This window comes from Polaromonas sp. LjRoot131, assembly GCF_964252805.1.
In the GTDB taxonomy this organism is placed as follows: Bacteria; Pseudomonadota; Gammaproteobacteria; order Burkholderiales; family Burkholderiaceae_C; genus Polaromonas.
On record NZ_CAXUPF020000004.1, the window covers coordinates 114,816 to 139,581 of the forward strand.

Annotated in this window: 23 protein-coding genes; 8 read left to right on the top strand and 15 right to left on the bottom strand. The window is 65.4% G+C overall.

Annotated elements, in window-relative coordinates; all coding sequences use genetic code 11:
* Positions 1–11: 11 nt before the first annotated feature.
* The 6 genes from ACSQ27_RS18055 to ACSQ27_RS18080 form a co-directional block, all read right to left on the bottom strand.
* A complete protein-coding gene (locus ACSQ27_RS18055) occupies positions 12–1,397 on the bottom strand; it encodes an MmgE/PrpD family protein (protein ID WP_436156876.1) in 1,386 nt (461 codons plus the stop codon).
* Positions 1,398–1,414: 17 nt separating this feature from the next.
* Positions 1,415–2,140, bottom strand: coding sequence for a molybdate ABC transporter substrate-binding protein (locus ACSQ27_RS18060; protein WP_436156877.1), 726 nt, complete (start codon positions 2,138–2,140; stop codon positions 1,415–1,417).
* A gap of 142 nt (positions 2,141–2,282) precedes the next feature.
* A complete protein-coding gene (locus ACSQ27_RS18065; RefSeq protein WP_436156878.1) occupies positions 2,283–3,260 on the bottom strand; it encodes a Bug family tripartite tricarboxylate transporter substrate binding protein in 978 nt (325 codons plus the stop codon).
* Positions 3,261–3,314: 54 nt separating this feature from the next.
* On the bottom strand, positions 3,315–4,823 hold the full coding sequence (locus ACSQ27_RS18070) for a tripartite tricarboxylate transporter permease (protein WP_436156879.1): 1,509 nt from the start codon (positions 4,821–4,823) through the stop codon (positions 3,315–3,317).
* 32 nt (positions 4,824–4,855) lie between these two features.
* Positions 4,856–5,317: a tripartite tricarboxylate transporter TctB family protein gene (locus tag ACSQ27_RS18075; RefSeq protein ID WP_436156880.1), complete on the bottom strand. Its 462-nt coding sequence runs from the start codon at positions 5,315–5,317 to the stop codon at positions 4,856–4,858.
* A gap of 111 nt (positions 5,318–5,428) precedes the next feature.
* On the bottom strand, positions 5,429–6,214 hold the full coding sequence (locus ACSQ27_RS18080; RefSeq protein WP_436156881.1) for a VOC family protein: 786 nt from the start codon (positions 6,212–6,214) through the stop codon (positions 5,429–5,431).
* 284 nt (positions 6,215–6,498) lie between these two features.
* Here ACSQ27_RS18080 and ACSQ27_RS18085 point away from each other — a divergent pair, with 284 nt between their 5' ends.
* The gene (locus tag ACSQ27_RS18085; protein ID WP_436156882.1) at positions 6,499–7,413 is read left to right on the top strand and encodes a LysR family transcriptional regulator; all 915 of its coding nucleotides are present in this window, start codon (positions 6,499–6,501) and stop codon (positions 7,411–7,413) included.
* 51 nt (positions 7,414–7,464) lie between these two features.
* On the opposite strand, the gene htpG is transcribed toward ACSQ27_RS18085, so the two are convergent.
* Positions 7,465–9,345: a molecular chaperone HtpG gene (gene htpG / locus ACSQ27_RS18090; RefSeq protein WP_436156883.1), complete on the bottom strand. Its 1,881-nt coding sequence runs from the start codon at positions 9,343–9,345 to the stop codon at positions 7,465–7,467.
* 285 nt (positions 9,346–9,630) lie between these two features.
* Between htpG and ACSQ27_RS18095 the strand changes: the two genes are divergently transcribed.
* The 7 genes from ACSQ27_RS18095 (at position 9,631) to ACSQ27_RS18125 (ending at position 16,415) form a co-directional block, all read left to right on the top strand.
* Positions 9,631–10,098 carry a spore coat protein U domain-containing protein gene (locus tag ACSQ27_RS18095; RefSeq protein WP_436156884.1) on the top strand — a complete coding sequence of 156 codons (468 nt, stop codon included), beginning with the start codon at positions 9,631–9,633 and terminating at the stop codon, positions 10,096–10,098.
* Between the two features lie 34 nt (positions 10,099–10,132).
* A complete protein-coding gene (locus tag ACSQ27_RS18100) occupies positions 10,133–10,693 on the top strand; it encodes a hypothetical protein (protein WP_436156885.1) in 561 nt (186 codons plus the stop codon).
* A 2-nt stretch (positions 10,694–10,695) separates the two neighbouring features.
* Positions 10,696–11,427, top strand: a complete 732-nt coding sequence (locus ACSQ27_RS18105; protein ID WP_436156886.1) for a fimbrial biogenesis chaperone — start codon at positions 10,696–10,698, stop codon at positions 11,425–11,427.
* A gap of 41 nt (positions 11,428–11,468) precedes the next feature.
* Positions 11,469–13,844 carry a fimbria/pilus outer membrane usher protein gene (locus ACSQ27_RS18110; RefSeq protein WP_436156887.1) on the top strand — a complete coding sequence of 792 codons (2,376 nt, stop codon included), beginning with the start codon at positions 11,469–11,471 and terminating at the stop codon, positions 13,842–13,844.
* On the top strand, positions 13,841–14,713 hold the full coding sequence (locus tag ACSQ27_RS18115) for a spore coat protein U domain-containing protein (RefSeq protein ID WP_436156888.1): 873 nt from the start codon (positions 13,841–13,843) through the stop codon (positions 14,711–14,713). The genes ACSQ27_RS18110 and ACSQ27_RS18115 overlap by 4 nt, the downstream gene beginning before the upstream one ends.
* Before the next feature lie 223 nt (positions 14,714–14,936).
* Entirely contained in the window at positions 14,937–15,809 is an 873-nt protein-coding gene (locus ACSQ27_RS18120) for a spore coat protein U domain-containing protein (protein WP_436156889.1), read from the top strand.
* Between the two features lie 261 nt (positions 15,810–16,070).
* Positions 16,071–16,415 carry a hypothetical protein gene (locus tag ACSQ27_RS18125; RefSeq protein ID WP_436156890.1) on the top strand — a complete coding sequence of 115 codons (345 nt, stop codon included), beginning with the start codon at positions 16,071–16,073 and terminating at the stop codon, positions 16,413–16,415.
* Positions 16,416–16,470: 55 nt separating this feature from the next.
* Here ACSQ27_RS18125 and ACSQ27_RS18130 read toward each other — a convergent pair whose 3' ends face one another.
* From ACSQ27_RS18130 to ACSQ27_RS18165, 8 genes are all read right to left on the bottom strand, one after another.
* Positions 16,471–17,796: an esterase/lipase family protein gene (locus tag ACSQ27_RS18130; RefSeq protein WP_436156891.1), complete on the bottom strand. Its 1,326-nt coding sequence runs from the start codon at positions 17,794–17,796 to the stop codon at positions 16,471–16,473.
* A gap of 52 nt (positions 17,797–17,848) precedes the next feature.
* Entirely contained in the window at positions 17,849–19,087 is a 1,239-nt protein-coding gene (locus ACSQ27_RS18135) for a serine hydrolase domain-containing protein (protein ID WP_436156892.1), read from the bottom strand.
* 217 nt (positions 19,088–19,304) lie between these two features.
* Positions 19,305–19,697 (bottom strand): response regulator, encoded by a 393-nt coding sequence (locus ACSQ27_RS18140; protein ID WP_436156893.1) that lies wholly within the window; start codon positions 19,695–19,697, stop codon positions 19,305–19,307.
* Positions 19,698–19,917: 220 nt separating this feature from the next.
* On the bottom strand, positions 19,918–20,772 hold the full coding sequence (locus tag ACSQ27_RS18145; protein WP_436156894.1) for a pseudouridine synthase: 855 nt from the start codon (positions 20,770–20,772) through the stop codon (positions 19,918–19,920).
* Between the two features lie 43 nt (positions 20,773–20,815).
* Entirely contained in the window at positions 20,816–21,523 is a 708-nt protein-coding gene (kdpE, locus tag ACSQ27_RS18150; protein ID WP_436156895.1) for a two-component system response regulator KdpE, read from the bottom strand.
* Between the two features lie 7 nt (positions 21,524–21,530).
* Entirely contained in the window at positions 21,531–24,239 is a 2,709-nt protein-coding gene (locus tag ACSQ27_RS18155) for a DUF4118 domain-containing protein (protein ID WP_436156896.1), read from the bottom strand.
* Between the two features lie 31 nt (positions 24,240–24,270).
* Positions 24,271–24,447, bottom strand: coding sequence for a hypothetical protein (locus tag ACSQ27_RS18160; protein ID WP_436156897.1), 177 nt, complete (start codon positions 24,445–24,447; stop codon positions 24,271–24,273).
* Positions 24,437–24,688, bottom strand: coding sequence for a hypothetical protein (locus ACSQ27_RS18165; protein ID WP_436156898.1), 252 nt, complete (start codon positions 24,686–24,688; stop codon positions 24,437–24,439). Before ACSQ27_RS18165 ends, ACSQ27_RS18160 begins: the two co-directional genes overlap by 11 nt.
* Positions 24,689–24,766 lie beyond the last annotated feature (78 nt).

Here is a 24,766-nt window from a genome sequence, read left to right on the forward strand (position 1 = left end):
TTCAAAAATCATCAGGCCGGCAGGCGGGACAAATCGACCTTGGGCTGATCGAGCAGGCCGGCCATCACGTCGGCCATCTGCTGCGCCTGCGCGGCCGTGAGCCCGCCGTAAAGGCAGTTGGCGACGAACTTGCGCTGGATGTCGTCATCGCTGAGCGGGTGCTCGGCGCCGCCCTTGAAGTAGCCCTGGCGGTGCTCATGGACTTCGCCGTTTTTGAGCGTGATGCGCAGGTGGCCGGTGAACTGGTTGGGATAGGGGTTGGCCGGGTCGATGATGTAGGTGACCTTGGCTGCCAGGCGCGTCATCGCCGGGTCCTTCACCACGTCCTCGTCGTATTCGCCCAGGCCGGCGTCGCCCTTGAGGATGCCGGCGGCAATCGCATACGGCGTGCTGAACTTGGCGGCATAGCCGTTGGGCGGCGACTGCTTCATGGCCAGCGGCTCCCACAGGCGGTGAACAATGCCTTCGGCGGTTTCGGCTTCTATGGTGGCGATCTGCTCGGGGGCTATGCCGCGGGCACGGAATTCGCGCGCGCAGTCGATGTAGGGATGCGACATGGTGCCGCAGGCATAGGGTTTGAAGGCGATGGTGGTGCACAGCCACTGCTTGCCGAAGCCGTCCATCATCTCTTCAAACTTGCCGTCCAGCGTGTTGGCAAAACCGTGGAACAGGCCGTGCTGGCCCTCGAACACGGTGCGCGGGCCGACAAAACCGCCTTGCGCGAGGCGCACGGCGCGGTAGCCCGACTGGGCCGCCCAGCCGGGGTGCATGCGTTTGGTCCAGGAGCCGTCGGCCAGGTATTCGATCAGGCCGCCGGCCATGCTGCCGGCGATGCCGAAGGCGTTGACGAATTCTTCTTCCGACAGGCGCAGCGCGGCGCCTATGCCCGCGACCGCGCCCATCACGCCGAAAATGGCTGTCGGGTGAAAACCGGCCTTGTGCACGCGCATGGGCGCGACCTTGCAGAGGCGGCACATGACCTCCAGCCCCACCGCCACACCGCGCAGCAGGTCGGCGCCCGAGAGCTGGTGGCGCTCGGCCGCGGCCAGCAGCGCCGGGACGATGACCACACCGGCATGCACGGGCCCGCCTTCGTAGGTGTCGTCAAAATCCTCGCCGTGGCCGGCAATGCCGTTGACGAAGGCCGCGCCTTCGGCCGTGAGTTTGCGCGGAAAACCGATGACGGTGCAGGGGCCGTCGCCGTCCAGCGAGGCCAGCGAGGCCTTCACATAGGTCTGGCCGCGCGCCGCCAGGCACAGGCCGGCAATGTCAAGCAGCAGGCGCTTGGTGACGGCGCGCGTGCCGGCGTAATCGGCAGGCGCGCAGGCCAGGATGCCCCGGGCCAGGCGTTCGGAAATGGTGGGAGATGTTGCTGTGGATTTGGAACTGCTGGACATGGTTTCTTCCTCGTTTTTTAAAGGGTTGCGGGCGCTGCGGCGGCGCCAAGGCCTTCGCCGAAGCCGGCGACGCGAAGCGCCTGGCGATCGCCCGTCAGGCGGCGCATGAAGTCGCGGGCGCGCTCGGGATTTTTGGCGTGCACGGCCAGGCCGGCGGAATAGATGACCTTGCTTTGCAGTTCGGCCGGCAGCGGGCCGGCCAGCGCCATGCCGGCACCGGCGATGATTTCGGTCATCTGCATGACGCCGAGCTCACGCGGGCCGTTGCCGCGGGCCAGTTCGGCCATGGCCTCGTGGCCGCTGCTGCAATAAAACAATCGCGGGCGCAGCTGTTCCAGTATCTCCAGCCGTTGCAGCACCTTGATCAGCACCATGCCGGCGGTGGCCACGGCGGGGTCGGGGCAGACGATTCTCTCGGCAGCCAGCAGGTTTTCACGCAGGGCCTGCAGGCTGGCGACGTCGGGCACCGGCGTTCCGGCGCGCACGGCCAGGCCGGTGCCCACGGTGCCGAGTTCGGCGCGCGAGCCGGGCACGACCAATTTTTTCTGCACCAGCTCATCGAGCAGCCCGTCGGTCAGCACAATGACGTCCACCGGCTCGCCCACCAGCACGCGCGACTTCATGGACTGGACAGCGCCATAACAGGCATTGACGGTGCCCGGGTGTTCCAGCCGGAGCGTGTCCACCAGCCGCGCCACCACGGCCTGCGCGGCCCCGGCACTGAGAATATTAAGAACTTCCAAGCATCTCTCCAAAATGAGCTTTTTTGTTGTCTGTGCGTGCCGGCGCGCGCCGCTACGGGCGCGGGCCCACCCACGGAGGAGCGCGGCCCTCGCCGCCACCCCGCCGCTGTGTCAAAGAATCAAGCGGTGAAAGCGTCCGCGTTCAGCGCACCAGCTTCATGCCGGCGAGTTGGAACTGGGTGCGCATGTCTTTTTCGATGACCTCAATGGCCTTGCCCAGGTCCGCGCCGTTCGAATAGCTGTCTTCGAGCTGGTTGTCGGCCACGTATTTTTTCCACGAGGCGGTCTGGCGCAGCCTGGAGAACAGGTCTTCGTAATAGGCCAGCGCCTCTTTCGGAATGGCGGGTGGCGCCACGACCGCGCGTATCTGCGGTGTGGCCACGATGTCAAACCCGGCCTGCTTGAGCGTCGGCGTGTTGGGGTAGCCGGGCAAAGGGGTTTCCGCGATCTGCGCCAGCACGCGCAGCTTGCCCGCGCGTATCTGCTCGCCGGCTTCCTGGGGCTCGATCACCATCATGTCGACGTGCCCGCCCAGCAACGCGGCCAGGCGCTCGCCGCCGCCCTGGAAGGACACAAAGGCCCACTTGGCACCGGTGTGCTGCTGCAGCTGCTGGCGCACGATGTTGTCGCGCGAGGTGACCGAGCCGCCGGACTGCTTGAGCTCGCCCGGCTTGGCCTTGGCGGCATCGATGAAGTCCTTCAGGGTCTTGTAGGGCGAATCGGCGCGCACGGCGAACACCGCGGGTTCGAGCAGCAGGCGCGCGACCGGCGTCAGGTCGTGCAGCGTCACCCGGGCTTCGCTGGTGGTGAGCGGGTTGGCGATCCAGACGCTGGTGATGAAACCCAGGGTATGCGAGTCGCCCTTGCGCTCGGCGATCGCCGCGGCCGCCACGGCGCCGTTGCCGCCGGGCTTGTTGATCACCTGCATGCGCACCGGCAGCAGTTTTTCTTTTTCCAGCATCTGCGCGACCGCGCGGGCCAGCAGGTCGTTGCCGCCGCCGGGCCCGGTGTGCACGATGACGTCGACCGTCTTGGTCGGCTTCCACTGGGCCTGGGCCAGGCCGCTGAAGCCGGCCAGCGCCATCATGCCGACGGCGCAAAGTATTTTCGAAAATTTCATGGCTTGTCTCCTGTTCTGGGTATGGGAAAAATGCAAGGGAACATCAGGCTTGGCTCAGGCTTCGGCGTCTATCATCTGCACCCGCGCCGAGTTGAATTTTTTGATCAGCGGCACGATCAGCAGGAAGGCGGCAATGCACAGCAGCACGGCGGGAATCGGCCGGAACAGGATGGACAGGTGGCCCTGCGACATCATCAGCGACTGCCTCAAGGCTTTTTCCATCGAGTCCCCGAGCACCAGGCCCAGCACCAGCGGCGCCGTCGGAAAGTCCAGCTTGCGCATGGCATAACCCACCAGGCCGAACAGCACCAGCAGGCTGAGCTGGAAGATGCTGGAGTCGGAGGTGTAAATGCCGATGATGGACACGCCCAGGATCAGCGGGTACATCACATAACCCGGCATCTTGAGCAGCTGCGCGAACAGCGCGACCAGCGGCAGGTTCAGGATCAGCAGCACCACGTTGCCGATGTACATGCTGGCCACCAGGCCCCAGAACAGCGCCGGGCTTTCCTCGATGAACAGCGGCCCCGGCTTGAAGCCCCAGAGCACCAGAGCGGCCAGCAGGATGGCCGTCGTGCCGCTGCCGGGGATTCCCAGCGTCAGCAAGGGCACCATGGCGCCCGCGGTGTCGGCATTGTTGGCGCCTTCGGGGGCGGCCACGCCCTCGACCACGCCGGTGCCGAATTTCTCGGGATGTTTGGAATACGACTTCTCGATGCCGTAGCTCAGGAAGGACGAAATCGTGGCGCCGGCGCCGGGCAGGATGCCGATGAAAAACCCGATCAGCGAGCCGTTGAGGAAGGCGTATTTGCAATCCTTCAGGTCCTGCCAGGTCGGCATCAGGTTCTTCAGCCCCTTGGGCACCGGCAGCATGTCCAGCGGCTTTTCGGGCTCCATGTTGGACATCACTTCGCCGACGGCAAAGATGCCGATGGCGACGATGACGAACTCGATGCCGCCCAGCAGCTCGGTCTGCCCGAAGGTAAAGCGCGAGGTTGCCGTGAACAGGTCGGTGCCCATGCTGGCGATCCACAGGCCCACCATCATGGACAGCAAAGCCTTGGTCAGCGAATCACCGGCCAGCAGCACCACCATGGTGAGGCCCAGCACCATGAGGGCGAAATATTCGGGCGCGCTGAAGGCCAGCGTGAGCTTGGCCAGCGGCGGGGCCACCAGCATCAGCAGCACCGTGCCTATGGTGCCGGCGACAAACGAGGCGATGGCGCTGATGCCCAGCGCCACGCCGGCGCGCCCCTTGCGCGCCATCTGGTAGCCGTCCAGGCAGGTCACCACGGAGGAAGTTTCTCCGGGCACGTTCAGCAGGATGGAGGTGGTGGAGCCGCCGTATTTGGCGCCGTAGTAGATGCCGGCGAGCATGATCATCGCGCCGGTCGGGTCCATCTTGAAGGTCAGCGGCAGCAGCATCGCAATCGTTGCCGGGGGGCCCAGGCCGGGCAGCACGCCGACGACGGTGCCCAGAAAACAGCCGAGGAAACACATCGCCAGGTTCATCGGCGTCAACGCGACCGAAAAACCCTGCATCAGGCCATTGAGGATATCCATGGTGCTTGTCTCTTTGTTGTTGTTTTGTATTTTTAGAACAGCGTGCCGACGGGAAGCTGGAGTTCCAGCCCCCACGTGAACAAGGCGTAAAAGCCGACAGCCCCACCGATGGCATAGGCCAGCGCCTCTTTTTGCGGGCGCTTGAACATGACGGCGATGATGAACCAGGTGAGCAGGCCGAATGAAATCATGAAGCCGGCGTACTTGATGATGGCCACGCATACCGCGAGTGCGGCCCAGCAGGTCATGGCGCGGCGCAACTCAGACCAACGCAAGGCCTTCTGGCCCTTGGGGTTGTTCTTGAGCACCGTGCCGGCCACCAGGGCCAGCGACAGCAGCACCATCACCGAGCCGTACCAGAGCGGGAAAAAACCCGGCCCCGGCCCTTCCTCGGTCATGTAGTTCCAGCCCCAGGCCTGGCTCACGACGTAAATGCCCAGCGCGGCCAATGCCAGCCCGGCCCAGAAATCGCCCTTTCGGGTGAATGTGTTCATTGCTTGTCTCCGACTGTTTTATTTCTCACCGCCTCTTGGCGGGCGGTGGAGGGTCCCTGCAGGCAAACCCGCACGGGCTTGCCTTTGTTTCTTGCCTGGCTTGGCGGCGCTTCAGCGGCCCAGTTGCGTGTAGCGGCCTATCTCCACCAGTTCGGCGATGGTGCCGCCCGGGTCGCGGAACTTGACCGGGATCACGCCGGGGTCGCTGATGACCTGGCAGCCCATGGCCTGGATGTCGCGGGTGGATTTCTCGAGGTCTTCCACCTCGACGGCGAAGTGGTGGATGCAGGGGCCTTCGCCGGAAGCGGTGGATTCGGCCGAGGTCGTGCCGGCGTCGTACTTGATCAAGGTGAAGTCGATCTCGCCGTCCGTCATGTGGCGCGAGGTGTGGTCGCGCGTCTTCTTGGTTTCGGTGTCGCGGAAATCGAAGAGCTTGATGTAGAAGTCGCCGACGGACTGGATGTCCTCGACCTTGAGCGAGATGTGCGTGATGCGGCTGATCTTCTGGCCCTGCTTGTCGGTCTTGTAGCGGCCGATCTCGACGAGTTCGGCGATGGTGCCGCCCGGCGCGCGGAACTTGACCGGGATCACGCCCGGGTCGCTCACCACCACGCAGCCATTGGCCTTGATCTCTTCCGTGGCCTTGGCCAGGTCTTCCACTTCGATGCCGAAGTGGTGGATGCAGGGGCCGTCGCCGGCGGCCGTGGATTCGGCCGAGGTGGCGTCGTCGTCATAGGTCAGCAGCGTGAAGTCGATCTCACCGTCCGTCATGTGGCGCGAGGTGTGGTCGCGCGTCTTCTTGGTCTCGGCGTCCTGGAAGTTGAACATCTTCTGGTAGAAGTCACCGGTTTTCTGGATGTCGTCGACCTTCAGCGACAAATGGACTATTCGGCTCATGGGTATCTCCTGTGTGTTGAAGAGGCCGGGGCCCCTCCAGACTGTTTTGGGGTGGTCGCCGGCCGGCGGCTTCAGCTCAAAGCCGCCGGACGGCGTTCCGGAAAATGGGTTCATGCCTTACCGGACTTTTCTCACCGCGGGAGATTCCGGCACCTTTCGCCGCCCCGCCGGTGCTGTGGCGCATGCGCATGCGGGCAGCAACTTGGGAACGACATGGGCGAATGATGGGCCAAGACTATTGCTCTGTAAAATGCAATCTTTCTTATGATTAATGCGCCACACACATGAATTTCGATTTACCCGATTTGCGCGCCTTTGTGGCGGTGGCCAAGCTGGGCAGCTTCCGCGCCGCCGCCGAGGAGCTGCACCTGTCCCAGCCGGCGCTGTCGCGGCGGATTGAAAAACTCGAGGGCGCTTTGGGTGTGCGCCTGTTCCACCGCACCACGCGCAAGGTGGACATGACGACGGTGGGCCGCGAGTTTTCGCACCGGGCCAACGAGCTGCTGAGCAACCTCGAGCAGTCGCTGATGGGCATACGCGACGTGGCCACGCATGTGAGCGGCGAGGTCACCATCGCCTGCATCCCCTCGGCCGTGCGCTACTTCCTGCCCGGCATCCTCAAGGCCTACCACGAGCGCTACCCGCAGATCATGGTGCGCATCATCGACCAGGGCGCCAACGAGGTGCTGACCACCCTGCTGCGCAACGAGGCGGACTTCGGGCTCAACTACATCGGCACGCAGGAACCCGACCTGGAGTTCGAGCCCATCCTCAAGGAGGCCTTCGTGGTCGCCTGCCGCGCGGAGCACCCGCTGGCACGCAAGAAAAAAGTCACCTGGTCAGAGTTGACCGCGCACGAATACATGTCGGTCACCAAGAACAGCGGCAACCGCTTCCTGCTGGACCTGGCCCTGAGCGAAAACACCAGCCGGCCGCGCTGGTACTGCGAAGCCCAGCACGTCTCCACCCTGGTCAACCTGGTGGAGGCCGGCATGGGTGTGGCCGCCGTGCCGCGGCTGTCCATGCCGCCCGACGGCCACCCGGTGCTGGTCAGCGTGCCGCTGGTGGACCCGGTCATCACGCGCATGGTGGGCCTGATACGCCGGCGCGGCCGCCCGCTGTCCTCGGCCGCGCAGCAGCTCTATGACCAGATGGCGGCGCTCGCCCCCAAAGGCCGCAAGAAAAAGCCCGCGCGATGAAAAAAGCCCGCACGCAGCGGGCTTTGCAGGGGCTTGTGTAAAGACCGGGGCTTAAATCAGCAAGGCATTGACCCGCCGCACATAGGCCGCCGGGTCATTCGGCATGCCGCCTTCGGCCAGCAGAGCCTGGTCGAACAGGATGTGCGCCAGGTCGTCGAAGTGTTCGCCGCTCTCGAGCTTTTTGACCAGCGGGTGCTGGGCGTTGACCTCAAGGATGGGCTTGACCTCAGGCACAGCCTGGCCGGCCTGTTTGAGCATGCGGGCCAGCTGGGTCGACATGTCGCCGTCCTGCACCACCAGGCAGGCCGGGGAATCGACCAGGCGCGTGGTGGCGCGCACGTCCTTGGCCTTGTCCTTGAGCGCTTCTTTCAGCTTGTCGAGGATGGGCTTGAACTGGGCCTGCGCCTCTTCGGCGGCCTTTTTCTCGTCCTCGTCCTGCAGCTTGCCCAGGTCGACCGCCCCCTTGGCCACCGACTGCAGCGGCGTGCCATCGAACTCATGCAGGTAGTTGAGCGCCCACTCGTCGACGCGGTCGGCCATCAGCAGCACTTCGATGCCCTTCTTGCGGAAGATCTCGAGCTGCGGGCTGTTCTTCGCGGCGGCCAGGGTGTCGGCGGTGATGTAGTAGATCGCGTCCTGGCCCTCCTTCATGCGAGCCTTGTAGTCGGCAAAACCCACGCTGACCGTGTCGGTCGTCGAGGAGGCGAAGCGCAGCAGCTTGGCCAGGCGGTCGCGGTTGGCGAAATCCTCGCCCAGGCCTTCCTTGAGCACGGCGCCGAACTCGGCGTAAAAGGCCTTGAATTTCTCGGCATCGTTGGCGGCCATGTCTTCGATCATGCCCAGCACGCGCTTGGTGCAGCCCTCGCGGATGGCCTTGACGGCGCGGCTTTCCTGCAGCAGCTCGCGCGAGACGTTGAGCGGCAGGTCGGACGAGTCCACCACGCCCTTGACGAAACGCAGGTAGGTGGGCATCAGCGCCTGAGCGTCGTCCATGATGAAGACGCGCTTGACATACAGCTTCACGCCCGCGGCCTTGTCGCGGTTGAACATGTCCATGGGCGCCTTGGACGGGATGAAGAGCAGCTGCGTGTACTCGGTAGCCCCTTCCACGCGGTTGTGCGTGGTGGCCAGCGGCGCTTCGCTGTCGTAGCTGATCTGGCGGTAGAACTCGTCGTACTGGTCTTGCGTGATGTCTTTCTTGGCGCGCGTCCACAGGGCCGCCGCCTGGTTGACGGTCTCCCACTCGCCGGTGGTCACCATCTCGCCGGGCTGGTCGTTTTCGCCCTCTTTCCATTCCTCTTTGGGCATCAGGATGGGCAGCGAGATGTGGTCGGAGTACTTGTTGATGATGCCCTTGAGCTTCCAGGCATTGAGGTAGTCGAGCGAATCCTCCTTGAGGTGCAGGATGATGCTGGTGCCGCGCTCCGCGCGCTCCATCTCGCTGACATCGAATTCGCCGGTGCCGTCGCTCACCCAGCGCACGCCCTGGCCCGCCGGCAGGCCCGCGCGCCGGCTTTCCACGGTGATCTTGTCGGCCACGATAAAGCCCGAATAAAAGCCCACGCCGAACTGGCCGATCAGCTGCGCGTCGTTCTTCTGGTCGCCCGACAGCTTGGCCATGAAGTCGCGCGTGCCGCTCTTGGCGATGGTGCCCAGGTTGTCGATGGCTTCCTGCTGCGACAGGCCTATTCCGTTGTCGGTGATGGTCAGCGTGCCGGCGGCCTTGTCGAAGCTCACGCGCACCTTGAGTTCGGCGTCGTTCTCCAGCAGCGAAGCATCGTTGAGCGCCTCGAAGCGCAGCTTGTCGCAAGCGTCCGAAGCATTGGAAATCAGCTCGCGCAAAAAGATCTCGGGGTTCGAGTACAGGGAGTGCGTGACCAGCTTGAGCAGCTGGGCCACCTCCGCCTGGAAGGAGAGGGTTTGTTTTTGCATGGTCTTGGGCATAGTTGTTACTGATTTGTTACGGATTCACCATCAAGGACGAGAAAAGCTAGTTTCATGGGGAGTATTTACCTTTGTTACGGATAAGACTTTTGGATTCATTTTTAAATAAACTCAATCATTTCAACGATCTGCCGTGACAAATTCCCCACTACAGGGCGCTGTTACAGATACAAATCACCTTGTTTGAGAAATATCTAGTTACAGTCCATTCACCTTCACATTTGTCCCGTTTGTCTCGTCCTTGTTAGTCGTTCCTTTAACTGGAGAACAGTCATGAAAAAGCTCATTCTAGTAATCGCCCTCGGCCTTTCCGCCATTGCCACCTTGCCCGCCTACGCCGCCACCGCGGCAGGTACCTTCGACGTGGTGATCAACCTGACCTCGAAGTGCGAAATCAACTCCTTCGCAGCCCCCACCGGAGCGACCATCAACAACGTGGCGTTCAACTACACCTCGTTCCAGACCACTGCGGCTACCTCCACCGGCGGCGATTTCAACGTTCGTTGCACCAATTCCTTGCCTTACACCATGGCACTGAGCAACACCGGTGTAACCGATGATGCCGTAGGCTTGGCCTATACCCTGAGCCTGAGCGCCGCAGGTGGCACCGGCAATGGCGCCAACCAGGCCTACACGGTCAACGGCACCATGGCCGCCAACCAGGCCGGCACCTGCTCCGGCGCAACGTGCACCAACACGGCGGCGACCAACAAAACCAAGACCCTGACGATCACCTACTGATCTCCCGGGCTTGATGCCAGCCACATCGACAGCCATGATCCGCAAGGCCGCCTTCGGTATCGTGTTGCTCCTGTCCGCCGCCGCCAGCTTTGCGGGCACGGCGGCCGGGCAGTTTTCGGTCCAGATCACGCTGACGAATCCGGGCAACACCACCGGCAACGGCAACGCCTGCACCAGCGCAAGCGGCGCGGGGGCCGGCGCAGGTTCGGTGCAGGTGCTCTGCAACACCAATGTCTTCGTGAGCATCGCGCCTGTCGGCAACGCCAACGCCCTGGGAAATGCCCGGTTCCTGCCGGGCTTTCGTCCGACCCGCGATTCCCTGCTGCCCGATTACTGCCGTAGCGAGATGTCCCGCAATGACCCGGCCCCCCGCACGGCATGCCGGCTGGATGACCAGCGCCAGGCCTCGGCGGGCGACGAGGCGGATGACGGATGGGAATTCGAAAGCCGGCGTTATGCCATGGGCCCGGAAGCCGCAGAAATCGAAACACAGGCCCGTTTGCGCTTCCAGGACGTCCGGGGAACGCTCACAGCCGTGCGCCTCGCCCACGCCGGCAATCAGGCTAAATCTATCGAGATGCTGGTATCCTTCTAGGGATGAACGTCCCACAGCGCCGAAGCAGCCTCGTCACCTACGCTCTCCTGCTGAGTCTGCTGGGGCCCTGGGCCGCCGCCACGGCCGGGGTTTTTTCCGTGACACCCGTCCGCCTTTACATGACACCGCGCGACCGCGCCATCGCCGTCACGCTGACCAACGAGGCGGACACTGAAGTGGTGCTGCAGGCCGACATCAACACCTGGAGCCAGAAACCGGACGGCACCGATGAGCTGGTGCTGACGGAAGACCTGATCCTGGCGCCCCCCATCATCAAGCTGGCCCCCAAAGCGCGCCAGGTGGTGCGGCTGGCCCTGCTGAAGCCGGCCGACGCAAGCCGGCAGCTGACCTATCGCATGATCATCCGCGAAGTCCCCGAAGTACAGCCTGCCCCCGGCATACAGGTCCCCATTGCGCTGGCCCTCAGCATGCCGGTGTTTATCACTCCTCCGGTGGCCAAACGCCAGGTGAGCTGCACCGTCCAGCGTCCGGAAGCCAAAACCGTGGGTCTGCAGTGCGGCAACACGGGCACGGCCTATGCGCAGATCCGTGAAGCGACGCTGATGCGCGGCGAGCAGGCCCTGGCGAGATTCGAAGGCGGCAGCTATATCCTGCCGGGCGCCAGCAAAATCGTCGGCCTCAAGAGCGAACAGGCGATCACGGCGGGTGAAGCCAAGCTGGTGGTGACCTTTGACGACGGGCAAAGCCAGACGACCAGCATCACCTTGCCCTGACCGAAAGCCCCATGAAGAGGAGGCGCCCGCAGGTCTTACGAATGCCCCCCCTGGCCATCGGCATTGCCGGCCTGTGCTGCGCCCTGCTTGCGCAGGCCCAGACCACGGCGCCCGCCAACGCGCCGACGGCTGCCCGCGCCGTCAATGACCGCCTGCTTCCGCTGGAAGTGTTCATCAACAGCACCAAGGGCGGCGTCTGGACCCTGCTGGAGCGCAACGGCATTCTGTATGCGCCCGAAGACGCTTTTGAGGAATGGCGACTGAACCGCCGCCCCAGCGCGCAAGACATTGATTTCCAGGGGCAGCGCTGGTATGCCCTCTCGTCCATCCCGGGGTTCGAGGCGCGCCTGAATTTTGCCGAGCAGTCGGTCGACCTGGTGTTTTCCCCGGCGGCCTTCAATGCCGTGCGCCTGACGCAGGAGTCCGCCATGCGGCCCCCGTTGTCGCCGTCCATCCCGGCTTTCTTTGCCAACTACGACCTGAATTACCTGACCACCCACACACGCAACGCCATCGGAGGCGCGGCGGACGCACGGGATCTCGGCGCCTTGACCGAGTTCGGCTTTTCCGGACAGTGGGGGCTGCTGACCAGCAGTTATGTGGGCCGCAACCTGGTCAGCCAGGACCCGACGGTCAAGGCATCCTGGCGGCGGCTGGAAACCACCTACACGCGCAATTTCCTGGAATCCAACAGCACCCTGCGACTAGGCGACAGCAGCACGCGCACCGGTATTTCGGGGCGCCCGGTTTATTTCGGCGGCGTGCAGTTCGCCAAGAATTTTTCCCTGCAGCCCGGCTTCGTCACCCAGCCCATCCCCACGGTCACCGGCCTGTCGGCGGCGCCCAGCACCGTGGAGCTGTATGTCAACGACGCCCTGCGCCAGACCTCCAAAGTGCCCTCCGGTCCCTTCAGCATCGACAACTTCCCCGCGCTGACAGGCGCCGGGGAGGCGCGCGTGGTCGTGCGCGACATCCTGGGCCGTGAGACGGTCATCACCCAGTCCTTTTTCAGCAACGCCAACCTGCTGGAGGAAAACCTCAGCGACTGGAGCTTCGAGGCGGGGGCCATACGCAACCAGCTGGGCACCGAGAATGCCGACTACGGCCCCCGCTTTGTGTCGGGCCTGTGGCGCCAGGGCCTGACCAAGAGCATCACCGTCGAGGCCAACGGCGAATGGTCCCGGCCCCTGGCGCGCGTGGGCGCGGGCGCCAGCTATGAGCTGCCATTCCAGATGCTGGGACAGACCGCGGTGTCCTTCAGCCGCAGCGATACCGCCGGCCGCGGCCACAACTGGCTGGTCGGCATCGAGCGCACCGGCCTGCGCCACGGCGTTTCGCTGAGCGCGGAAGGCGCGTCGCGCGGCTACCGGCAGCTGGGCATCGACACGGCGGCCCCGCTACCGCGGCTGCAGACCACCGCGAGCTACAGCTACAGCACCGACAAGTTCGGCGCGTTCAACGTGAGTTATGCGGGCTTTGACACCTACGATCTCGGGAAACTCGACACCATCAGCCTCAACTACACCATGCGGCTCGGGCCGCACAGCGCCCTGACGCTGAGCGCCACACGGCTCAGCGGGATCACCTCCGGCAACTCCGTGGGCGCAACGCTGATCGTGCCGCTGGAAAACCGCATCACGATTGCTTCCGGCGTCACCAGCCGCAGCGGGACGACCGAAGGCTATGTGAACGCCAGCCGGGCCCTGAGCGCCGAAACCGGCTGGGGCTGGCGCACGGCGCTGGGCACGCGCGCGGAGGGTGCTTACACGGAGGGCGGCGCCTACTACCAGGGCAGCAAAGGCCTGTTCTCGGCCGATGTCAACGCGGGGCAGAACCAGCAGAACCTGCGTCTGGGCCTGATAGGAGGCATGGTTATGGCCGAAGGCCAGGTTTTCGGAACGCGCAGAGTGCAGGACAGTTTTGCCATCGTCGAGGTGCCGGGTTATGCCAATGTCGGCGTGGGTTTCCAGGGCAGCACGCTGACGCGCACCGACGAAAAAGGCGTGGCGCTGCTGCCCCGTTTGCTGCCCTTCCAGCGCAACAGCGTGCGGCTGGACCCCACCGAACTGCCCATCAGCGCCGAACTCGACTCGATCGAGCAGGAAGCCGTCCCCGCCCTGCGCGGCGCGGTCAAGATCACCTTCCCCGTGCGCTCGGGCCGGGGTGCCCTGATCCGCATCGTGCTCGACAACGGCGAACCCGCGCCCGCCGGCGCCGAGATCGAACTGGTAGGCGACAAGAAGGAATTCTTCGTCGCCCGCCGCGGCGAAGCTTTCGTCACCGGACTGCAGCCTACCAACCGCCTGCGCCTGAAATGGAACGGCGCAAGCTGCACCTTCAACGTCGAGTTGCCGCCCGGCAACCTGGAAGACATCACCCGCGTGGGCCCGGTCCACTGCTCAGGAGTCAAACCGTGAATCCCCTCAACTCCTGGCGTCTGGCCGCGGCGGCATGCCTGTCCCTCGCGGGCGCGGCGCCGGCCATGGCCGCGCTGGTTTGCAACGCCACCGCGACACCCGTCCAGATGGTCTACTTCGAGAACGACCCCAACCCCACCACCGGCGCCTGGAGCGTGACCATCAACTGCACGCGCGGCCCGGCGGACCCGACCACTTCGGCCTATACCCTGCGGGCCGATGACGGATTCAACCCCGGCGCCGGAAGCACCAACCAGGCGGTAAACGGCACCGGCGCCGCCAACCAGATGGCCTACGATCTTTTCAGGACGTCACCGGGCACCGGGGTGTGGGGCTATACCAATGCCACCGACTTTGCGGGCACGATCAACTTCGCCACCGCCTTGACGGCCAGCGTCACGCATGTCTTCTACAGCCGCATCGCGGCCGGACTCAACAAGAACGCCAAGATCTTCACCGATACCGTGACGATGCGGCTACGCTACGACAACGGGCCGGGCAACGTGGACGTCTTTCCCACCTTTCCCGTGACCATCAACAACCAGTCCGTCTGCCTGCTCAGCACGCCGCCGGGCAACATCGTGTTCAACTACACCTCGTTCCAGACGGTCCCCGCCACAACCAGCACGGCCTATGCCGTGCGCTGCACCACAGGCGAGCCCTACACGATGGCGCTGGATGCGACGACAGGAAGCCTGCTCAACCTCAATTACAGTCTGGCGCTGAGCAATCCCGGAGGCCAGACGGGGACCGGTTTCCCGCAGAATTTCACGATCAACGGCACCATCGCCGCGGGTCAGTCCGGGACTTGCGCCGCAGGCGTGTGCACCAGCGCTCCGCAGCAACGCACCCTGACTGTGTCGTACTGACGTTGCAATCCACTGCTTTCTGTCCGTGCAAACCCGTCAAGCTGCTTGTCACCCTCTGTTGCGGCGTGACTTTTGTCACGAATTTGCAGCGCCTGAATTCATGAAAGCAGCGTGCGATGGCGCAATGCAGCACCATTCACGACACTGCTACAAGACGTTACTATCACTACGTGAAAGTCGTTGTGTTTGGCAACAGCCCGGGCAGATGTAACGGAGTCAATCGATGAGTGCTTCTTACGCATTGCGCAGCGTCCTGATAGCTCTGCTATGCATTTGCGCGCTGCGGGCCCAGGCAGCCATCACTTGCCAGGTAACGTCAACCGGTTTCACGGCGGTTTACTCTGAAACCATCGCCACCGCCAATGACACCACGGGCAGCTACACCGTCACCTGTACGCGGGGGCTGACGAGCGACCCCATCACCTTTGCCTACACCTTGCGTGCAAATGACGGGCTTAACGCAAACGCTCCGCCCACCAACCGAGCCGCCGCTACGGGAGGGGGGGCCAACCGGATCAATTACGAGCTCTACCGTACTGCCGCCGGCACTGGGCCATGGAACAACACCACAGCAACGGCTTTTGCCGGCACGGTCAACTTCGGCACTACAACCACAATGAGTGCCAGCGATAGCAAGCCGTTTTATGCTCGCATCCCTGCGCTGCAAAACGTCAAGGCAGCAACCTTCACCGATACCGTGACCATGAGTCTGCTTAATTCAGTAGGCACCACGGTAGACACCGGAACACTGGCGGTCAGCATCATCAACACCACATCGTGCCAATTCACCACCCCGCCAAGTACGATTACCTTCAACTACACCTCGTTTCAAACCACCGCTGCCACGGCCAACACCCCTTACATCGTGCGTTGCACCACTGGCGTGAGCTACACGCCGTCACTGAGTGCGACAGGGGGAACCTTGTTGAACCTGACCTACACCCTGGCCTTGAGCAACCCGGCGACAGTCACAGCCAACGGTTTGCCGCAGGCTTACACCATCAACGGTTCAATTGCAGCCGGCCTCGCCGGCACCTGCTCATCGGCCACCTGCACCAGCCTGCCGCAGAGCCGCACTCTCACCATCACCTACTGAACCCGCCGACGCCTCTTCCGGCAAGCATCATGCGCCGCGAATACGTACCGGTATCCTGCCCGGCCAAAACTCGCCTCCAAACTGGGAAATTTGATGAAAACTATCAATTTCTGACAATTTTTGGGCGAAAATTTAATTTCACCGATTATTTTGGTGAATATTGCCAAAAATCTCACGAATTAATTACGGTAATAATTTTTACTAAATTTATCAATTTAACTAGAATGGCCGTTACTACTGACAGTTTCAGGAGTACACGCCATGCGAACTTTCCAGACGGTTTTGGGTACATTGCTTGCCACGCAAGCCTTGCTGGCCTGCCCCGCACTCCATGCGCAAAGCGCTTCCGCGTCGTTTGGCGTCACCATCGTGCTGAACACCTTCAGCGAGGCCGTCACGGCAGACCACCGCTGCACCCACCGTGGGCGGGCCGACGGGCCGAAAGAAACCCTGCGCATCAGCTGCCCCGCGACCGTGAATGTGCAGGCCATTGCCAGCGCCTCAAACGGGAAAACGGGACAGCCCCAGCGCCTGAAAGCGCTCGCCGTCGTGGCGGGAACTCCGATGCGTTCCACGGAACCGCTTGAGCTGACCATCTCCTGGTAGCCCGGTTCCGGTCGGGACCTGGGGTCGCGCAGACCCCTTCAAGCCCGGCGCGAGACTATTGACCCAGCCAGCGCACGAGCTGCCGCCCCACCTCAGGCCGGCTCAGCAGTTCCAGGTGGTTCATGCCCTGCGCGATCCACTGGTTCTCCGGCGCAAACGCCAGGCAGCGCTCCGGCTCCGCATGCAGGCCCAGCGCGCTTTCCAGTGACACCAGCCCGTCACCGACCATCTTGCGCGCCAGCGCCTCCCGCACCGCCATCAGCGGCCCCTTGCCGGGCGCCAGCGTGGTGGCTGCGACGGTGTAGCAGTCCACGCCGGGCGGCAGCGGCACGGGCCGGCGCGCATCGGGCCCGCGCTCAAAGCGCCCCGCGTCGTGCCAGTCGGCATGCAGCAGATTGCCGTGGCGCAGGTCGGTGATGCCGGCACTGCGCACCTGGCCGATCTTCGCGAAGGGTTTGGTCACGATGTTGCCGCCCAGCACACCGTCCACCCAGCTGCCCAGGCGCTCCAGCGGCGCGCCGTGGTGCGGGGTTCCCAGAAACACCAGGGCCTTGAGCTGCGCCAGCCAGCTGTAGCCGGCCTCCGCCGCCTGCTGGCAGGCGCTGCGGGCGACCAGGCCGCCCATGCTGTGCACCAGCAGCGTGATGTCCTGCACCGGCTGCGGCCAGGCCCTGGCCAGCTGCTGCAGCAGCCCGGCCAGTTGCTCGCCGTTGTCCGAGGTGTGCAGGCCGGTGTTGTAGTGCAGGTAGACGGGGGTGTAGCCGAGTTCGCGCGCCAGCTGTTCGCCGTGGCCCTTGAAGCCGGCAGTGCCGCTGTTCCATTGCAGGTCGTTCATGCACAGGCCGTGCACCACCACCAGCAGCTTGCCCGTCGCATCCGGCAAGCGCGCGGCCAGCGCCTGCGGCTCCAGCAGCAGCGGCTGGCCCTGGTGGCGCAGGCGCATGGAAATCGCCAGCGGGTTGGCCGTCTCCGCCAGGCGGTCGCCCAGCACGCCGTTGAGCGCCGACAGCATGGCCTCACGCTGCGGCGTCGAGGCCCGCGGCCCCGCCAGCGGCGCCGCGCGCGACAGCAAGGCGTTGGCCGTGCCGCCGGCCAGCCGCGTGACGCCTTTGATGCCGCCGTAGACCAGGCCGGTGATGCCCAGCGGGCGCACACCACTGGCGCCCGGCAGGCGGTCGATGAATTTCGCGCCCAGCGGCCCGAAAGGCGCGGCAACCGCCTTGTAGACATTGCCCTGCACACTTTCGGCCAGGCCCGTGACACCCAAGGTGGCCTGCGTGGCAAGCTGCGCCAGCCCCTGGATGTCGGAGACATGCAGCCAGGTGGGCAGCAGGCCCGGCGAAAAGGGCCCTGGCGTTTCGGCTTGGTCGGGTGGGGTCATGCCCGATTGTGGAGGCAGAGCCGCCCGCGCACCAGCGGATGTTTCGGAGCGGCTATTTGCAAAGCGTCAGCAGCTCCACCGGCGGGGTCACGTCGATGACGCCGCCGCTGGGCGGCAGCGCCGGCACGGGCTCGGGCGCGCCCGGGTTGAGCACGTTGTGGATGCGCGCGGCCAGCACAAAGCGCGGATAGGCCGCGTCGCCGATGGTGTTGCTGCCGTTGGCCAGCAGGACCACGTCGTAGCCGCTGCCGTAGCTCGCGTTGGCCGCGGCAAAGCTGACCGTCTGCCCCGCCGCACCGTAGCTGTCCGGCCCGCCCAGCGCCGCCAGCCCCATGCCGATGGGCGCGGCCTTTCCGCCGGCCAATGTGGCCGGTGTGCGCATGCGCGCGAGGCTGGCGGCCGACACCACGGCGCCACTCTTGAGCGCGCCGTCCCAGCGCACGATGTCGGAGGCGGTCGAGACCACGCCGCCCGCCGCGTCAAAGCCCGAGTTGAGTTCGGGGCATACCCGCCAGGCGTCACCGGGCTTCACGCGGTAATGGCCGATGGCGGCGCCGGGCCTGGCTTGCCGGCCTTCCATGTAAGAGGCCGCCATGCCCGCGGGCTTGAACAACAGCTGCGTGAAAGCCGCCTCCAGCGGCTGGCCACCGGCGCGTTCGATGACACGGCCCAGCACGGTATAGCCGGCATTCGAATAGTCGTAGGCCGTGCCCGGCGGCGCGAACAGGCCGCGCGCCTGGAGGTTGGCGAACAGCTTCGCACTGGCGAGGGGCGGCTCCTGCAGCACGGCCGGCATGCCGTCCAGCAGCAGGTCGTCCGGGTCTTGCACGGCGCCGGGAATGCCGGCCACCATGCCCATGACCTGGGCAATCGTCGGGTCCGGCTGGTAGCGCACTTCGGGAATCCAGCGCGACAGCGGGTCGGCCAGCGAGATCTTACCCTGCTCCTGCAGCTTGAGCAGCGCGGCAGCCCTGAGCTGCTTGGTGACCGAGCCTATCCTCACCGGCGTTAACGGCGTCATGGGCACGCCGGCACGCAGGTCGGCCGCGCCATAGCCGCGCGTATACAGCACCGTGCCGCCCTTGCCGATCGCCAGTTGCAGGCCCGGCAACACGGCGGGGACGTATTCGGCCACCAGCGCATCGATCTGCGCGGCCACCGCGGGCGGGATTGGCGGCGGCCCTGCCGTCTGGGCCTGGGCCGCGCAAGCCGCCAGGGCGAGGTAGCAGGCCGCGGCCATGCGGGCCGGGGGTCGTTGTGGAAAAACCTGGGCGGCATGGGGAGCAAGCATCGGTGTATCCCTCCGTTTTTTATGGGGCCTGCCGCAGCTTACGTTCCCGGGGGCCGGTTTAGCAACCTTTAAAACCCGCGCGCCCATTGCACATGAAACGGGCCGGGATTGTTCAAAAACCGGGGGGATGAATTCAAATGGCGGGCTCAAGCCGGACATTCAGACAGACTGCGCTGCGAATAAGCGCAAAGGACGGCGCTGGAAGTCCTTGGCGCCGCTAGTTGCCCGGCGCCACCTCATGGGCGGTCTGCTCCGCGCAGTAGGCAAACAGGTCGTCCAGTTCGCTGGATTTGTCGAACACCGCGTCGGCACCCAGGTCGGTGGCGCGGCGGCGGATTTCCGGCGTGGCGTAATTGGTGAGCACCACGACCTTCTGGTAGGGCTCGCGGTTGCGGCAGCCTGCCAGCACACCCAGGCCGTTGCCCTCTTTCAGGAATAGGTCGACGATGGCCAGGTGCCATTCCCCATCGTGCGCGCTCAGCCACCGGCTGGCCTCTGCCTGGGTGGCCCCATGGCCCGTGACCTGGACAGAGGCGATTTCCTGGAGCGCCTCGATCAGGTTGTCCAGGACGATCTGGTTATCCTCGACGAGGTAAGTAATTAGTGCCATACGACCCACTTTAGGCCGCTGCGGGGAAGGCGCTGCCATCCGTTGGCCCGCGTCCAGGTAGGACAGTGCAGTACCCGCCGGCCGCGCCGCCTGCAAGACTGGAGCCGCTCACAAAACCCTCCTGGCGTTGTTGCGCCGCCTTGCCGTGCTGGTGCACTGTCTGCGGCGACGCGCCTAGCCAGGACCGCTTCGCTGGATTTTGTGAGCGGCTCTAGCGGCTCTAGAACCGCTCATGCGGCGCCAGATAGCGCCACTGCCCCACCGGCAGATGGCCCAGGTTGACCTGGCCTATGCGCACGCGTTTGAGTCCCGTCACAAACAGCCCCACCTGTTCGCACATGCGGCGGATCTGGCGTTTTTTGCCCTCCTTGAGCACAAAACGCAGCTGTTCGGGGTTTTGCCACGACACCTTCGCGGGCCGCAGCGCCTGGCCGTCCAGGCTCAGGCCGTGGTTCAGCAGTGCCAGTTTTTCGGGCGGGAATACCGACTGCACATTGACCGTTTCCGGCCCATAGCTGACCCGTACCAGGTACTCTTTTTCGATGTCCGAGTCTTCGCCTATCAGCTGGCGCGCCACGCGCCCATCCTGCGTGAGCACCAAAAGGCCTATCGAGTCGATGTCCAGCCGGCCGGCCGGCGCCAGGCCGCGCAATTGTTCATGGCCCCAGCGCATGTGGCTGTTGCATTCGCGCCAGCGGTTTTGCGGCTGCACCAGCACCACGGCCGGCTCGTGCCCGTCCTCGGCCTGGCCGCTGACGTAGCCGACCGGCTTGTTGATCAGGATGGTGACCTGCATGCGCTGCTGTTGCTCGGCCTGGCGGTCGATCTCGATGCGCGCATCCACCGCCACCGGCTGGCCCATCACGGCGGGCGCACCGTTCACGCGCACCCAGCCGCGCGCGATCCAGTCGTCGGCCTCGCGGCGCGAGCACAGGCCCAGTTCGGCCATGCGCTTGTTCAGGCGCACGGTGGGCGCGGGCGCACCCGGCGCTGTGGCCGGCGCTGGGGCTTTGGGAATGCGGACGGCGGCGCCCACGGGTTTGGGGCCTGGGCCGGGTTTGAGGGGGTCTTGCATGGGCTGTGGGCTTGATGACGGGCCGGGTGGCCGGCTGTTCAGGCTATTGTCCCACCCAGAGCCGATAACCGACCCCTGTTTCGGTCAGCAGGTGTTGGGGCTGCGCCGGGTCGGCTTCGAGCTTCTGGCGCAAATGGCCCATGTAGATGCGCAAATAGTGGTTTTGCTCCGCGTGCGAGGGGCCCCAGACCTCGCGCAGCAATTGCCGGTGCGTCAGCACCCGGCCGGTGTGGCTGATGAGCACCGTGAGCAGGCGGTATTCGATGGGCGTCAGGTGCACCTCCACGCCGCCGCGCCGCACCAGGCGCGCCTGGCGGTCCACCTCCACCTCGCCGAAGCGGAACACCGGCTCGTCGGGCGCGCCGTCGGCCCCCGCCCCGCGCGGACGGCGCAGGTTGGCGCGCACCCGGGCCAGCAGTTCGCCCACACCAAAGGGCTTGGTCAGGTAGTCGTCGGCGCCGGCGTCCAGCGCGGCGATCTTGTCGGCCTCGTCGGCGCGCGCCGACAACACCACAATCGGCACGGCCGACCAGCCGCGCACGTCCCGTATCACGTCCAGCCCGTCGCCATCGGGCAGGCCCAGGTCCAGCACCAGCAGGTCGGGCTTGCGCGTGCCGGCTTCGGTCAGCCCGCGTTTGGCGGTGTCGGCCTCAAACACCTGCCAGCCCTCGGCCTCCAGCGCCGCGCGCACAAAGCGGCGTATCTGCGGCTCGTCTTCAATGACGACGGCGACGGGAGCGGGATGCGACATGGTGTGATCAGGCGGTTTCGGGCAGGCCCTGGGGCGGCGCGCGCCGCGGCAGGGTGATGGTGAATTCTGCACCACCGCCCGCAGCATTGCCGGCCGTAATTTGTCCGCGGTGCGCCTGCACCACCGCCTGGCAGATCGCCAGGCCCAGGCCCACACCCGGCGTGGCCGACTCGGCCTCGCCGCGCGTGAATTTCTCGAACAGCTCGTGCTCGCGGCCTTTCAGCGCGACGGGCAGGCCGGGTCCGTGGTCACGCACCGTGAGCAGCAAGGCCGTGTCCGTCACCTCGGCGCCGATTTCAATCGGCGGTTTGCCATACTTGGAAGCGTTTTCCAGCAGGTTGACCAGCACGCGTTCCATCAGCCCCGCGTCAAACTCCACCAGCGGCAAGTCGGCCGGCAGCGCCGTCACCACGGGCCTGCCGGCCAGCGCGTGCTGGGACTGGCGTATCGCCGAGCCCACGATTTCCTCGACCGACTGCCAGTCGCTGCGCAAATTGACGGCGCCGCTTTGCAGCCGCGCCATGTCCAGCAGGTTGTTGACCAGCGCGCTCAGGTGGCGCGCTTCGCCGGCGATGGCGCGCGCCGCCTGCGACTGTTCATCGCTGAGCGGCGGTGCCGTGCGTTGCAGCGAATCGGCCAGGCCGATCAGCGCGGTCAGCGGCGTGCGCACGTCGTGCGAAATCGCCGCCAGCAGCATGTTGCGCAGTTTCTCCGACTCCATCTGCACCACCGCCTGCTGGGCCACCTCCACATAGTGCACACGCTCCTGCGCGATGGCGATCTGCCGTGCCAGGGTTTCAAGCTGCTGCACCTGCTCCGGAATCAGCAGCCAGCGCGCCTGCGCGGGTTTGACGGCCAGCACGCCGCGCACCCGCATGGGCGCCTTGAGCGGCAGGTAATGCCAGGCCTGGGCCGACAAGGTGGCCGTGGCCAGCCCGGCCGGCTGTTCGTTGCGAAACACCCAGTCGGCCACGCTGGCGTCGAAATCCGCGGGCGGCTTGGCGGGCGGCAGCAGCTGGTCATGGCCGTCGGTCACCATCACCAGCGCCTGGCCGCCGAAGTTGCGTTGCGCGGCCGCCTCGCCGAGTTCGACGACCTGCTCGCTGAGCAGCGCAGCCGACAAATCGCGTGTGAGCTCGAACAGCGACTGCGCGCGCCGTTCACGGCTGGCCGCGATGCGCGCCTGGAAACGCAGGCCCGCCGTGAGCTGGCCGGTCAGCAGGCCCACCACCAGCATCACGCCGAAAGTCACCAGGTACTGCACGTCGCTGACGGCGAAGGAGAGGCGCGGCGCGACAAAGAAGTAATCAAAGGCCGCCACATTGAGGAAGGCCGCCAGCGCCGCCGGACCGCGCCCGAACTTCAGCGCCACCAGTACCGTGGCCATCAGAAACACCATGACGATGTTGGCCAGGTCGAAGTAAGCCAGCAGCGGCAGGGCCAGCAGCGTGACCGCCGCGCTGCCCGCCGCGGCCCAGGCATAGCCCGGCAGCTTGCCCTGCCAGGCCGCGGCCTCGTCATCCTCGGCCGAACGCTGCACGGCGCGCGCCAGCCGCCGCGCGCTGTCGGCACGACCGACCTCGACGATGTCCAGCGTGGGCGCCAGCATGGCCAGCCGGCGCGTCATGCTGGGGCCGCTCCACAGCGCGCGCCAGCCGGGCAGTTGCGGCCGCCCCACCACCAGCGTCGCGCAATTGAGCTGCTGCGCCTGCGCGACAAGTTCAGCGGCGGCATCACTGCCCGTCAGCACCGCCGTGGCCGCGCCCAGTTCTTCGGCCAGCTGGATCACGGCCAGGATGCGGTCGCGCTCGGCGACTTCCAGCAGCTGCAGGCGCGGTGTCTCCACATAGGCCGCATGCCAGCGCACATTGAGCTGGCCGGCCAGGCGCGCCGCCGTGCGCACCGTCTGCTCGGCGCCTTCGCGCGGGCCTATGCAGGCCAGGATGGCGCCTTCGGTGTTCCAGACCGGGGCGATGGATTTTTCGACGCGGTAGCTGCGCACGTCGTCTTCCACGTGCTCGGCCGTACGCCGCAGGGCAATCTCGCGCAGCGCGATCAGGTTGCCCTTGCGGAAAAAATTTTGCGCCGCGCGCTCGGCCTGCTGCGGCATGTAGACCTTGCCGGCCTTGAGCCGCGCCATCAGCTCGTCGGGCGTGACGTCGACCAAAATGATTTCATCGGCGCCGTCCAGCACCGTGTCCGGCACGGTTTCATGCACGCGTATGCCGGTGATGGCGCCTACCGTGCCGTTCAGGCTTTCCAGGTGCTGCACATTGACGGCCGACCAGACGTCGATGCCGGCCTCCAGCAGCTCGTGCACGTCCTGCCAGCGCTTGGCGTGGCGCGAGCCCTCCACATTGCTGTGCGCGAGTTCGTCGACCAGCAGCACCGCCGGCTTGCGCGCCAGCGCCGCGTCGAGGTCGAACTCTTTCAAGGTGCGTCCGCGGTAGGCCACCTCCTGCAAGGGCAGCTGTTCCAGCCCGGCCAGCAACTCCATGGTTTCGGCGCGGCCATGGGTTTCGACCACGCCGACCAGCACGTCCCGCCCGGCCTTGCGCTCGCGCTGCGCGGCGCTGAGCATGGCGTAGGTCTTGCCCACGCCGGCGCTGGCGCCGAAGTAAATACGCAAACGGCCCCGCCGCGCCTTTTCCTCCTCGCCGCGCAGGCGGTCCAGGAGTTCATCGGGGTCGGGGCGGGCGTCGGGGGGAATGGCCATGCGGCTGCGTTGTTGCTGTGATTTGAAAGGCTCAGAGGTCGCTGCGCAAAGGGTAACACCGGGGGCGCTCCTGCGACCCATCCGTTTCGCCCTCCACGGCCGGCGTGGAAGCCGGTTTTTCATCCCGGCCCGCGATCCACCAGGCCAGCGCCAGCGGCACACCAAAGGCGGCGAGTGCGCACAGGACGTGCAAAAGATCAGAGTCCATGGCTGAGCCCATGCCGCTGCAGGTGGCGGTGCCAGGAGACCAGCGGGCCTATCACGCCGTCGGGCACGCAGGCCATCACACAATCCATCACCTCGGGCGTGCTGTGCGCCGGCAGGCGAATTTCCAGCCGCACCTGGTGCTCATCGAGCTGGGGGATGCAGCGCAGGATGCCGGCGCCGGCGCAATTCACCAGCGCCCGCCGTACCCAGACGGCATCGCGGCTGTGCACGGTGAGGTCCATCACGATCCATTTAATGCGCGCAAGCGGCAACGGAAGGGACGGGGTTAAACCAAACGACTCACAGTAAGCGGCATAGGC